The 12,956-nt window shown below is 62.1% G+C and carries 12 protein-coding genes; 6 read left to right on the top strand and 6 right to left on the bottom strand.

Going from position 1 to position 12,956, the window contains the following annotated elements; all coding sequences use genetic code 11:
* Window positions 1–85 precede the first annotated feature (85 nt).
* The 3 genes from hemB (at window position 86) to rho (ending at window position 3,267) form a co-directional block, all read left to right on the top strand.
* Window positions 86–1,081 carry a porphobilinogen synthase gene (gene hemB / locus R3E82_19350; GenBank protein ID MEZ5553048.1) on the top strand — a complete coding sequence of 332 codons (996 nt, stop codon included), beginning with the start codon at window positions 86–88 and terminating at the stop codon, window positions 1,079–1,081.
* Between the two features lie 285 nt (window positions 1,082–1,366).
* Window positions 1,367–1,693 (top strand): thioredoxin TrxA, encoded by a 327-nt coding sequence (gene trxA, locus R3E82_19355; protein ID MEZ5553049.1) that lies wholly within the window; start codon window positions 1,367–1,369, stop codon window positions 1,691–1,693.
* Between the two features lie 311 nt (window positions 1,694–2,004).
* Window positions 2,005–3,267: a transcription termination factor Rho gene (rho, locus tag R3E82_19360; GenBank protein ID MEZ5553050.1), complete on the top strand. Its 1,263-nt coding sequence runs from the start codon at window positions 2,005–2,007 to the stop codon at window positions 3,265–3,267.
* 35 nt (window positions 3,268–3,302) lie between these two features.
* On the opposite strand, the gene R3E82_19365 is transcribed toward rho, so the two are convergent.
* Genes R3E82_19365 through R3E82_19390 form a run of 6 tightly spaced genes read right to left on the bottom strand, consistent with a single transcriptional unit; the run spans window position 3,303 to window position 9,197 of the window.
* A complete protein-coding gene (locus tag R3E82_19365) occupies window positions 3,303–4,535 on the bottom strand; it encodes a heme biosynthesis HemY N-terminal domain-containing protein (protein MEZ5553051.1) in 1,233 nt (410 codons plus the stop codon).
* On the bottom strand, window positions 4,532–5,692 hold the full coding sequence (locus tag R3E82_19370) for a uroporphyrinogen-III C-methyltransferase (protein ID MEZ5553052.1): 1,161 nt from the start codon (window positions 5,690–5,692) through the stop codon (window positions 4,532–4,534). Before R3E82_19370 ends, R3E82_19365 begins: the two co-directional genes overlap by 4 nt.
* Window positions 5,693–5,740: 48 nt before the next feature.
* Entirely contained in the window at window positions 5,741–6,454 is a 714-nt protein-coding gene (locus R3E82_19375) for a uroporphyrinogen-III synthase (protein ID MEZ5553053.1), read from the bottom strand.
* Between the two features lie 5 nt (window positions 6,455–6,459).
* Window positions 6,460–7,392, bottom strand: a complete 933-nt coding sequence (hemC, locus tag R3E82_19380; protein ID MEZ5553054.1) for a hydroxymethylbilane synthase — start codon at window positions 7,390–7,392, stop codon at window positions 6,460–6,462.
* Window positions 7,393–7,407: 15 nt separating this feature from the next.
* Entirely contained in the window at window positions 7,408–8,136 is a 729-nt protein-coding gene (locus tag R3E82_19385; GenBank protein MEZ5553055.1) for a LytTR family DNA-binding domain-containing protein, read from the bottom strand.
* Window positions 8,133–9,197: a sensor histidine kinase gene (locus R3E82_19390; GenBank protein MEZ5553056.1), complete on the bottom strand. Its 1,065-nt coding sequence runs from the start codon at window positions 9,195–9,197 to the stop codon at window positions 8,133–8,135. The genes R3E82_19385 and R3E82_19390 overlap by 4 nt, the downstream gene beginning before the upstream one ends.
* Before the next feature lie 25 nt (window positions 9,198–9,222).
* Between R3E82_19390 and argH the strand changes: the two genes are divergently transcribed.
* From argH to dapF, 3 genes are all read left to right on the top strand, one after another.
* Window positions 9,223–10,602 (top strand): argininosuccinate lyase, encoded by a 1,380-nt coding sequence (gene argH / locus R3E82_19395; protein MEZ5553057.1) that lies wholly within the window; start codon window positions 9,223–9,225, stop codon window positions 10,600–10,602.
* Between the two features lie 186 nt (window positions 10,603–10,788).
* On the top strand, window positions 10,789–12,090 hold the full coding sequence (gene lysA / locus R3E82_19400) for a diaminopimelate decarboxylase (protein MEZ5553058.1): 1,302 nt from the start codon (window positions 10,789–10,791) through the stop codon (window positions 12,088–12,090).
* Window positions 12,087–12,950 carry a diaminopimelate epimerase gene (gene dapF / locus R3E82_19405; protein MEZ5553059.1) on the top strand — a complete coding sequence of 288 codons (864 nt, stop codon included), beginning with the start codon at window positions 12,087–12,089 and terminating at the stop codon, window positions 12,948–12,950. The genes lysA and dapF overlap by 4 nt, the downstream gene beginning before the upstream one ends.
* Window positions 12,951–12,956 lie beyond the last annotated feature (6 nt).

Below are 12,956 nucleotides of genomic sequence, written 5' to 3' on the forward strand. Positions count from 1 at the left end.
CGTCACAGCGCGACCATCCTCGGCCTCAAAGCGGGCTCATTGTGCGCTACCATGCGCGCTGCGTACCCGCCCGAAGGACACCAGGATGCACCGCACATTCCCCGCAACCCGCATGCGTCGCAATCGCGCCAGCGATTTTTCGAGACGTCTGGTGCGCGAGAACCAGGTGAGCGCGGACGATCTGATCTATCCGGTTTTCGTCGTCGAAGGAAACGGCCAGCGCATCCCCGTGGCCTCCATGCCGGGCATCGAACGTCTTTCCATCGATCAGCTCCTGAAAGACGCACATCGCGCCGCAGACGCCGGTATTCCCATGATCGCCCTCTTCCCCAACCTCGACATCAGTCTGCGCTCTCTCGATGGGGCTCAGGCCTGGAACCCGGAAGGCCTGATTCCCCGCGCCGTGCGGGCACTCAAAGCAGAAATGCCCGAGCTTGGCGTCATGACCGATGCGGCACTCGACCCGTACACGACCCACGGCCAGGACGGCATCATCGATGATGCCGGTTACGTACTCAACGACATCACCGTCGAAGCCCTCTGCCGCCAGTCCCTGGTCTGCGCCGAAGCCGGGGCCGATGTGATTGCCCCGAGCGATATGATGGACGGCCGCATCGGTGCGATCCGCAGCGCGCTGGACGACGGCGCCTACATCAACACCCGGATCATGGCCTATTCGGCGAAATACGCATCCGCCTACTACGGCCCTTTCCGCGATGCGGTCGGTGCCAGCGCCACCCTTGGCAAGGGCAACAAGAAGACCTATCAGATGGATCCCGCCAACAGCGACGAGGCCCTGCAGGAGATCGCCCTGGATCTGAGCGAAGGTGCGGACATGGTGATGGTCAAGCCCGGCATGCCCTACCTGGACGTGGTCCGCCGGGTGAAGGACAGATTCGGAGTGCCCACTTTCGCCTATCAGGTCAGTGGCGAGTACGCGATGCACATGGCCGCCATCAGCAACGGCTGGCTGGCGGAATCCGTGATCGATGAGTCCCTGCTGTGTATCAAGCGGGCGGGGGCAGACGGTATCCTCAGCTACTTTGCGCTGCGCTTTGCCGAGTCGATTCGAGGTCTATAACCATGTCGATCGGGTCTAAGAACGGGCGTCGACAGTCGTGCTACACTCCCCTGCATCGATTTCCAGTCCCGGTGCGTTCCACCGCCCTGAGCCCTCGAATCACCGCCCAACAGGGCATTCCGATGCGGCTGAGGGTACCAGGATCTCATCTGGGACTTCCCGGATCCACATGACCGATCAGTTCATCGATCACTTTATCGATCTGAATACAGACCAGTCGACTGACAGATCAAGCCCTTTGCCGATAACCGATATATCCCTAAAAAGACCGACAGGAGACAGATTGTGAACGAAAAGATTGTTCATACCACCGACTCACAGTGGGAGGCCGATGTCCTCAAATCCACCAAGCCCGTGCTGGTGGATTACTGGGCAGAGTGGTGCGGGCCCTGCAAGATGATCGCCCCCATCCTCGATGAAATTGCCACCGAGTACGGCGATCGCCTGAAGATCTGTAAGCTGGACATAGACGCGAATCAGGAAACCCCGCCGAAATACGGTATCCGGGGTATCCCGACACTGATGCTGTTCAAGGACGGTGAAGTGTCCGCGACCAAGGTAGGCGCACTGTCCAAGTCCCAGCTGGCAGCCTTCCTGGACAGTAATATCTGATTTCATGAGCCGAATAGTGGGGATGCGGGCCTTTCAGCCCGCATCTTGACGAACCCTGTCAAAACTCTAAACTTGACTCACGTCCTGACAGCCTTTCGGCTAACTTCATCGGTTCCTGCCAGCCTCATCCACCCAGTGCCGGCGGAGACGACGAGTACCTAGACCTTTTTCTCCGGTGCGTCCATGTATTCGAGGCAGGCGCCGGAATGACTGAAACTACACCAACCCGGGTCAGCAGAGGACACCAGAGAACCCCGGGGCACGTCAGGATCCGCATTCCCACTCCATCATTTTAAGTAATCCCTATGTCCATGAACCTCACTGATCTGAAGCGCAAACCCGTCGGCGACCTGGTCGACATGGCCCGTGAAATGGGTCTGGAAAACCAGGCCCGCTCCCGTAAACAGGAAGTCATCGCCGCCATCGTCCGCAAACAGGCGAAAGCGGGCGAAGACATCTACGGCGAAGGAACCCTGGAAATACTCCAGGACGGTTTCGGATTCCTGCGCTCACCAGACAGCTCCTACCTGGCAGGTCCGGACGACATCTATGTCTCGCCCAGCCAGATACGCCGCTTCAACCTGCGCACGGGTGACAGCATCGCCGGCAAGATCCGGCCACCCAAGGACGGCGAGCGCTATTTCGCCATGCTCAAGGTCGACTCGATCAACTTCAGCGAGCCGAACTCGAAAAAACACAAGATCCTCTTCGAAAACCTCACCCCGCTGTTCCCGAACAAACGCCTCAAGCTCGAACGCGGCAACGGCAGCACCGAAGATCTCACCGCCCGCATCATCGATCTGATCGCACCCATCGGTAAGGGCCAGCGCGCGCTCATCGTCTCACCGCCGAAGGCCGGTAAGACCCTGGTGCTGCAGAACATCGCCCAGTCCGTCGCCTCCAACAATCCGGAAGTTGTTCTGATCGTGCTGCTCATCGACGAGCGACCGGAAGAAGTAACCGAAATGCAGCGACTGGTGAGCGGTGAGGTGGTCGCCAGCACCTTCGACGAACCACCGTCCCGCCATGTCCAGGTCGCCGAGATGGTGATCGAGAAGGCGAAGCGTCTGGTGGAACATGGCAAGGATGTGGTGATCCTGCTCGATTCGATCACGCGCCTCGCCCGTGCCTACAACACCATCGTCCCCTCATCGGGCAAGGTGCTCACCGGCGGTGTGGATGCCAATGCACTCGAACGCCCCAAGCGCTTCTTCGGGGCTGCGCGCAACATCGAAGAAGGCGGCAGCCTCACCATCATCGCCACCTCCCTGGTGGACACGGGCTCGAAGATGGACGAAGTGATCTACGAGGAATTCAAAGGTACCGGTAACCAGGAACTGCACCTGGAACGCAAGATCGCCGAGAAGCGCGTCTACCCGGCCATCAACATCCGCCGTTCCGGTACCCGCAGGGAAGAACTGCTGATGGCGGAAGATGAACTGCAGAGGGTCTGGATTCTGCGCAAACTGCTCCACGACATGGACGATATCGCTGCAATCGAATTCATGGTTAACAAGCTCAAAGACACCAAGACGAACGCTGAATTTTTTGCATCGATGCGCCGGAGCTCATAGCCGCCGGACATTGCGGCCGGGTCAGACGTGTTCGCCTAGGATCCGCGTTGCGCGTCGCTCGCCTGACCATCCGGCAGCGGCAGGTCAGGCAGCCCGGGATTGGCCAGCCGCAGATACTCCGCACCACGTTCGCTCTCCCCAAGCGCCAGGCAGAGCCGACCGAGTTCCCCGTAAACCTGGGTCGATCGCGACATGCGCAGACTCAACTCGAGATATTCCCGGGCTTTTTCCCACTCGCTGTTCATCAGACAGATGCGCCCCAGAGCCAGCAGCAGGGGAGCATCATTGGGGCGCTGCTTGAGCCAGCTTTCCGCAGCCACCAGCTGTCGCCTGGTGTCCGATCCCTGCACCGAGCCATACAGCTCAACCAGGGTATCGTCCCAGTGCTGTGAAAGGGCGCCGCGCAGCACAACTTCCGCTTCATCTGATTCCCCGGCTTCTATCAGCGCACGCGCGTACGCCACCAGGAGTGTCGGCTTTTTCTGGAGGTCTCTGGGCATCTGGGACCAGACCGTCCTGGGAACCGCGCCCGCCTGCCCCAGACGCTGATGCCAGGCCTGTTCAAGCAGTGCGTCCACATCGATGCGGTTGAACTCGGCGGTATGGGCGTCCACCTTCTGCCGGATCAGCGCAGGCCCAAGTTCGATGAGCGCCTGCCAGTCTTTCAGTTCCTGGTAGCAGCGCGACAGCATCACCAGCACCTGCCGGTGTTTCGGCGCTTCCGAACGCAACTGCAGAAGCGTCGCCAGACACTGCTCCCACTGACCGGCCGCCATCTGCAACTCGGCCTGGGTCAGACCCACCGCAAACCGGGAGCCGGGGGTGGATTCGTGTGCCTGCCGCAGCAGATCGTCACGCCCCTGGGTATCACCCAGCTCATGTGCCGCCCGGGCAGCGTTCAGATAGTTGATCAGCGGAGCGCTTGCCTCGGAAGCGGACGCCACCAGCAGTTTGCGCGCCTGGGCCCACTCGCCTTCAGCCATCAGCAGCAGTCCCTGCACCGTGCGCGTGCGCGCATTACGGCTGCGGCGCTCAGACAACCAGCCGCTCACCTGTCCTCCGGTGGCTCGGGAACGATTGAACAGGAAAGCCATCAGGCGGATCAGCACATAGGCGGTCAGCAGTATCAGGAGCGCGAACCAGAGGCTGGTTTCCAGCGCCATATCCGCATAGGAGACCAGCACATACCCCGGATCCCGAACCACGAGGGTGCCGACCAGACCGCCCAGCACCACCGCGACGATGAGCAGCAGTATGCCGAGTTTCATGCGCCGCCTTCGGCTGCCTTGCGCAGCGCCTCGAGGGATCCCGAAATGTCCGGCAGGCTCTGATTGAGATCCACCTGGCTCATCTCGTCCAGTTCCTCCAGTACCCGCCGCACCCGCGGCTCAGCAGGATCGAGATATTCTTCGAGCCACTGACTCGCGGAATCCAGACTCTGCTGGTAGATGACCTGCTCTCTGCGCAGCGCGGCAAGCTGAGCGCGCTCCAGCATCAGCCGCAGATTCAGCTCGAGATACACGGCTTCGTCCGGCGCCAGGAGCGGTTTCACCTCCCCCTCCACCCGTCGGATCCGCAGGTAGGTCGAGATCTGGTCAAGGAAGCGCTGCCACATCGGTGCGTCGGCCTCTGCACTGGTCCGCTCGGTCTGTTCACGGGCTGCCAGATAGGCGGGAATCCGCAGCGGCAGACGCTCGAGTTCTCCCTTCACCGCTTCCAGGCGCAGATAGAGACCCTGTACATCGTTACTGTGCACGTTCTCCAGAGCCAGGATTTCATCGGCAAGTCGGGCACGCACCGGGAAGAGGCCGAAATCGTCGAGCTCGAGAAGGATGGCGTCTGCAGCATGGAGCAATTGCAGAGCGCCATCTGTATCCCGTTCCATCAGCAGTCGGTGATTGGCGATCCGCAGCAGGTAGGCCACTTCTGCCACCTTCCATTCCCGCGACGACGGGGGTGCCTGGATTGCCATCTCGTTTACCGCACCGGCCACCCGCTCTTCCGTCGCCCTGATCTGGGCCTGTTGCTCCCGGGCGAACTGCTGGAAGGCCGCCTGCTGCTCGGCTGCCAGGTTTTGTGTCTTCTCAGCCTGGCTGGTCAATGTTTCTTCAATGCCACGCAGCCGCGCAGCAACGGGCGCCATCGGCGCCGAGACTACCAGCAGGTAGTAAAGGTAACCCGCCAGACCGGCCGCACCGAGTGCCACCAGCAGAGCGAAAAATGCCAGCAGACGGCCGCGCGTTTTCACCGGAGCCGCCGCTGACGGCGTTCCGGCTGCGTCTGCGCTGCGCCGCTTCGTCGCACGCTCCCTGGCCAGTGCGTCCTTTTCGGGATCGCCCGCTTTCCCGGCGGCTGCCGCACTGAATCTGGCTGGATCGACGTCCTTCCCGGTAGCGGATTCCGGGGGGGTCTTCCCTTCACTCATTATTCACGCATCCATTACTCATGCATCCAGTACACATGCATCCATTGCTCATGAAGCCTTCAGTGCATTGAGGGCATCCCGATAATCCTCGGCCCCGGCCCCGGCACAATCAATGACCTGCCTGAAGCCGAGCCCGGCCCCGAGACCGGCAACCCGCGCCGACGGAGCCAGCACCGCCACCTCCGGGTCGCCGCCGGCTTCGAACCATACCCGCGCCACGTAGGCGAATCCATCGCCACTGCCAACCAGAATTGCATCAATGTCCGTGGTCGATTCGAGCCGGATGCCTGCCGGACGGCGACGATAGCAGCGCAGAAGCTGGACATCCGCTCCGCGACGCCGGAGGGTATCTGCGAGCAGCATGCGCCCGCCCTCACCGCAGACAATGAGAATCGACTGACCTTTCACCTCCTGCAGCGCCGTGCTGGCGAGCAGACGCTCGCTGCCCTGCAGTCTGGCACCGCGCCGATCCCCGGACACCGACACACTGACCCCGGCTGCCGTCAGCGCTGCCGCTGTCGCAGTCCCGACGGCGAGCACTTGGGCACCCGCACAGAAATCAGTCCGGGCGCGCTGAGCGCTGCTGCAGTTGACGGCATGCTCCGACAGAAAGATCACCAGGTTGAAGTCCCGCCCGGGGGCCGGATTGCTCAGGGAATCGATGGCCAGTACAGGCAGTACCAGGGTTTCAAATCCAGCCGCCTGGAGGACCTGCTCATGCCGGTCCGCACCCGGCCGGCTTCTGCTAATCCAGACCTTCACCGCACCTAGCTCCTGGATTGGGCAGCGCGGACGTTCGCCAGCAGCTCTGATGCGCCCTGGGACTCGAGCTGCCTGACAACTTCTGCCCCGACCTTCAGCGGATGTGTGCCGCTCGCAGCCGCCCGCAGCTTCCTGGTGCCATCGATGGAACACAGGACCGCCTCCAGGCTGACGTCCGAACCATCGTAGGTGGCATGCGCGCCCAGAGGGGCTGAGCAGTCCGCCCCCAGGCCCGCACTGACCGCGCGCTCGGCGGTCACACAGCGTTCCGTATCCACATCGGAGAGAGCGGCAACGAGCGCACGCACCGGTCCATCGGAGCGGCGGCATTCGATCCCGAGGGCTCCCTGACCGGCCGCCGGGAGCGAGATATCCAGAGGCAGGCGGAAACCGATGCGCCGCTCCAGCCCGAGACGCCGCAGTCCCGCCGCCGCCAGCACCAGGGCATCGTATTCACCTTCATCGAGTTTGCGCAGCCGGGTGCCCACATTGCCTCGAACCGGGCGTATCACCAGATCCGGACGCTGAGCGAGCAGCATGGCCTGGCGGCGCAGACTCGAAGAGCCGATCCGTGCCCCCCGGGGCAGCTCATCGAGACTGCCGACACCTTCAGCTACCAGCGCATCCCGGACATCATCGCGAAATCCGATGGCAGCCAGGGTGAAGGCTTCCGGTAACACGGCGGGCACATCCTTCATCGAATGCACGGCAATGTCTGCACGACCATCCGCGATGGCCTCTTCGAGTTCCTTGATGAAGAGGCCCTTGCCGCCGACTTCCGACAGCGGGGAACTCAGCCACTGATCGCCCCGGGTCGTCATGCCCAGCAGTTCGACTTCAAGGTCAGGGTGATGCTCGAGCAGCTGGTCCCTGATGAAGCTGGCCTGCCAGAGCGCCAGTTCACTCTCCCGGGTTGCAATGACAATACGGTCTTTCATTCAGTCACCACGCGACTACAGGTGTTTCACAAATTTCCGCACGGCGGACACATGACGCCGGCTGATCTCGATGGATTCTGCCACGTCTTTCAGACGGATCCGGTACGCGCCCGAGCTCTGCCGGTCGAGACCGACGATGAAGGACCAGGCAATCAGCGCATTGCGATGCACACGCAGAAACTGATCGCCGAATTCATCCTCGAGGTCTTTCAACGGCTCATCGATAATGATTTCGCCCTCGCTGTGACGCACGGTGACGTACTTCTGATCCGCCTGAAAATAGCGGACGTCGTCCACCGGTATCAGCTCGATGCCGCGATGGGTCCGCGCGGAGATGTGGCTGCGCCGGGGAGGCTGTTCTTCGGCGAGCGCAGCCAGCTGGGCCTTGTTGACCCGCTGTGCCTTGCCCAGCGCACGCTCCAGACTCTCCTTGCGCACCGGCTTGAGCAGATAGCCCACGGCCTGCAGATCGAAGGCCTCGACCGCGTGTTCTTCATAGGCGGTGCAGAAGATCACCGCCGGCGGTTCTTCGAACTCGATCAGATGGCGGGCTGCTTCCAGGCCATCCATGCCCGGCATACGGATATCGAGCAGCACCACCTCCGGCAACACCGAGGCCGCGAGCTTGACCGCCTCCACGCCGTTCGCCGCCTGCCCGATCACCGAATACCCGGAAAAGCCGCCCACCATTCTTGCCAGCCTGTCCCGGGCGAGCTGTTCATCGTCGACGATGAGTACTTTCATCTGCCCTCCTCGCTGTTGTGCAACATCGGATATTTCAGCGTCGTCACGAAGCGATCCTCGAGTGCCTCGGTCTTAAGTTCCGCCCGGGCGCCATAGAGCACATTCAACCGGCTGCGGATGTTGTTGAGCGCCATCCGATTCCCCTGGCTCGGATGCCGCGTGGACTGCGCAGGCAGCGGATTACTGATCTCCACATTGACGATCTCCTTGTCCAGCCACAGCCGCACCCGGATCGTTCCTCCGTCGGGGAGCGGTTGAATGCCGTGATAGATGGCATTCTCCAGCAGGGGCTGCAGCGTCAGCAGAGGAATCCGTACCGACTCCGGTATCGGGTCCACCTGCCAGTCGAGCCGCAGACGCTCACCCAGCCGCAGGGCCTCGATCCGCACATAGCGTTCGCAGAGATCCAGTTCCTCGGTCAGAGGCACCTGATTGCCTGCGTCATTGAGACTCGCCCGGAACAGCTCGGACAGGTCCTCGACCACAACCTCTGCGGTCTCCGGATCCGACGCTATCAGACTGGCAATGATGTTCATGCTGTTGAACAGAAAGTGCGGCCGGATGCGGGACTGCATGGCCTGAATCCGTGAGCGCAGTTCGGACTGTTCCTGCACCCGGAGCTGCTGTTGCACATAGAAGTAGCGCAACGCCAGGGCAGTGATGATGCCGGAGATCACCAGCTGACCGAATATGGTCTGCCAGTCGATGCCCCGGGTTCCGGCGCCGTCCGCCAGAATCCGATCCGCAGCGATGCCAACACTCAGGGTCACCGCCATGACCAGACAGAAGGCGCTGACCGCGCCGGCTACCAGGCCGAGGTGGGCGAGCGCCTTGCGCGTGGTACACAGAATTCCCGCGCTGGCCAGGGTCACCCACTGCACAAACAGGGACATCAGGGCCAGCCGGATCCAGGTTACCTCACCACCGGCAAACAGCAGCACCAGAACCAGCAGTTCGCCAAACAGCACCAGCAGCGAGATGGCGCCCACGTTACAAAGCTCAGGCACCACGAAGGGCAGCGAGCGGCTCGGCAGCGTCGTTTGGTTGCTATACTCGCTCACCGCTCACTCGACCAAGCAATCATTCATGAGTCAGGACAACAAACCTTGGGGTGGAAGATTCACCGAAGCCACTGATGCCTTCGTGGAAGCGTTTACCGCATCCGTGACCTTCGATAAGCGGCTGTACCATTTCGATATTCAGGGCTCCATTGCCCACGCCAACATGCTCTGCAGTGTGGGGATCCTCACCGGGGAGGAATGCTCAGGCATCGTAACGGGATTGCAGAGGATCCACAAAGAGATCGACGAGGGCATCTTCGACTGGCGGGTGAGCCTCGAGGACGTGCACATGAACATCGAAAGCCGGCTGGTGGCTCTCATCGGCGACACCGGCAAGAAGCTCCACACCGGTCGCTCCCGCAACGATCAGGTCGCCACCGACATGCGCCTGTATCTGCGCGCCGAGATCGACGAACTGCTGATCGGCGTCGACGCCCTGCTGGACGCCATCATCGATCAGGCAGAGGCCCACGCAGATACGGTGATGCCAGGTTTCACCCACCTGCAGACCGCCCAGCCGATCACCTTCGGGCATCACCTGCTGGCCTGGCATGAAATGCTCAATCGCGACCGCCAGCGACTGCTGGATTGCCGTAAACGGGTCGACGTGCTGCCTCTGGGCAGCGCTGCCCTGGCCGGTACAACCTTCCCTATCGATCGGGCCTTCGTCGCCCGGGAGCTGGGCTTCGGCGCCGTGTCGGAAAACTCGCTCGATTCGGTGAGCGATCGGGACTTCATCATCGAGTTCTGCAGCACGGCCAGCCTGATGATGGTGCACTTCTCCCGCTGGAGCGAAGAACTGGTGCTGTGGATGTCCCAGCAGTTCGCCTTCATCGACCTGCCGGATCGGTTCTGCACCGGATCGAGCATCATGCCCCAGAAGAAGAATCCGGACGTTCCGGAGCTGATCCGCGGCAAATCCGCTCGGGTAATCGGTGATCTGATGTCGATGCTGACTCTGATGAAGGGCCAGCCGCTGGCCTACAACAAGGACAACCAGGAAGACAAGGAGCCGCTCTTCGACGCGGTGGATACGCTGCGTGACACGGTCAACGCCCTGGGTGGTCTGATCCCCATGATCGAGGTGAAGGCGGATCGCATGCGGGCGGCCGCCTCGGCTGGTTTTGCTACCGCAACGGATCTGGCCGACTACCTGGTGCGCCTCGGTCTGCCCTTCCGGGACGCCCACGATGTGGTCGGTCGCACGGTCTCCCATGCGATTGCCAACAACAGAACCCTCGACGAATTGAGTCTCGAAGAACTGCGGAGCTTTCATCAAGCCATCGGCCCCGAGGTGTTCGAAGTGCTGACCCTCGACGGGTCCATCGCTGCCCGCAACCACACCGGTGGCACTGCGCCGGATCAGGTGCGCGCGGCGGCAGCGAGGGCCCGCACCACCCGCTGATTTTCACCTGTCGGTGTATACTCGCCGGCCTGTTTTCCACCCCGCATCGAGGCTTAGAAAAGTGCGCTGGATCATTTACTGCGTGTTCGCCATTCAGGCTGCGAGCTGCGGCCAGAAGGGCCCGCTCACCCTGCCGGAGAGTCCTGCTCCGGCCGGGAGTGCCACGCCGGCAATCGAACTGCGTCGATGAACGCCTTCGAGCGTCGAGGCGGCGTGCTGCATGTCGAAGGGGTACCTGTTCCGGAGCTGGTTGCTGCTGCGGGCTCCCCCGTCTACGTCTACTCACGCAATCACTTCATCCACCAGTACCGCGCCCTCGAGTCGGCGCTGGCAGGCTGCGGTGTCCGGATCTTCTTCGCGGTCAAAGCCAATTCCAATGTCAGCGTGCTGCGTCTGTTCCACAAGCTGGGGGCCGGCTTCGACATCGTTTCCGCCGGTGAACTGCAACGGGTGATGGCCGCCGGTGCTGCACCGGAGTCCGTGGTATTTTCCGGTGTGGGCAAATCGGTTGCGGAAATCGACCTCGCCTGCAAACTGGGCATCCACAGTTTCAATGTGGAAAGTGCTGCGGAGCTTGCGCGTCTCGGCGAACGCGCGACCCTGCTGCAACGCAAGGTACGGTTCGCAGTCCGGGTCAATCCGGATGTGGACGCAGCCACCCACCCCTATATCTCCACGGGGTTGAAGAAGAACAAATTCGGCGTCCCTGCCGCCGAGGCGAGGCGCCTTTACCAGCAGGCGGTCGGACATCCCTGGCTCGAAGCCACCGGTATCGCCTGCCATATCGGTTCCCAGATCCTCCAGAGCGCACCTCTGCTCGAGGCACTGGACAGCCTGCTGAACCTGCGCGCTGATCTTGCACAGGCAGGCATTGCCATACCTCAGCTGGACCTGGGTGGCGGCTTTGGCGTGACCTATGACTCGGAACCGCCATTCGATCTGGACGCCTACGGCAGCGCGCTGCGGTCAGCGCTCGAGGCCAACCGCCAGCACAGCTCCCCGGGCGCGGAGACCGCAGAGCGGCTCTCGGTGGCTGTGGAACCCGGACGCTTTCTGGTCGCCAATGGTGGCATCCTCGTCACCACGGTGGAGTATCTCAAACCCGCACAGAACGACGCAGGGCACAATTTCGCGGTAGTCGACGCGGCCATGAACGATCTGATCCGGCCTGCCCTGTATCAGGCCTGGCACCGGGTAGAAAACGTCTGCGATCATCCCGATGTCACAGAGCGGCACTGGGACGTGGTCGGCCCGGTTTGCGAAAGCGGCGACTTCCTCGCGCTCGATCGTCCATTGAGAGTGCGCGCAGGCGACCTGCTTGCTGTGCATTCCGCAGGCGCTTACGGCATGGTGCAGGCCTCGAACTACAACAGTCGCGGCCGACCGGCAGAGGTGCTCGTGGACGGCGATCACTTCGAAATCATCCGACGCCGGGAGACCAGTGAGGATCAGCTGCGCCTGGAGCTGGGTACTCCAGCCGGAAAATGAACCTGCGCTTCAGCAAAATGCATGGCCTGGGCAACGACTTCATGGTGCTGGACCTGGTCACCCAGGAAGCCGAGCTGACACCACAACAGATCCTGTCCTGGGCCGATCGGCACACGGGTGTCGGATTCGATCAGCTGCTGCTGATCGCGCCCCCCACCGATCCCCAGGCCGATTTCCGCTACCGCATTTTCAATTCGGACGGCACCGAGGCCGAACAGTGCGGCAACGGTACCCGCTGTGTGGCCAGGCTTGTCAAGGAACTGAATCTCTGCACCAGGACCGAGGTGCGGTGGCAGACCAGTACCGGATTCCTGACAACACGCCTGCTCGAAGATGGCCAGGTCGAAGTGGCAATGGGTGTACCGAGCACCGAGACGAGCCTGGTGCCCTGCCATCCACCCGCAGCCGTTGCACGCGCCGCCCATCCCGCCGACTCACCCGGCTACGTGCTGGAGAACAGCGCGGGAGAAAGGTTCGATGTGGTGCCGGTATCCATGGGCAATCCTCACGGTGTCCTGTTCGTACCCGATGCAGCCGCGGCTCCGGTCGCCGACATCGGCAGCGCCCTTACCAGTCATCCTTTTTTCCCCGCCCGGGCCAATATCGGCTTCTGCGAGATCGTGGATCCCGGTTTCATCCGGCTGCGGGTCTTCGAGCGTGGGGTTGGTGAAACCAGGGCCTGCGGCACCGGAGCCTGTGCCGCGGTGGTCGCCGGAAGACTCACAAAGGGATTGCGTGAACGGGTAAAGGTCTCTCTGCCGGGCGGGAAGGTGCGCATTCAGTGGCAGGGACCAGGTAGCACCGTTACAATGACCGGGCCGGCCACTCTCGTCTTCCACGGAAGGATTAATTTCCCCTGACAGATC

The sequence above is a fragment of the Pseudomonadales bacterium genome, assembly GCA_041395945.1.
Taxonomy (GTDB): Bacteria; Pseudomonadota; Gammaproteobacteria; order Pseudomonadales; family Azotimanducaceae; genus SZUA-309.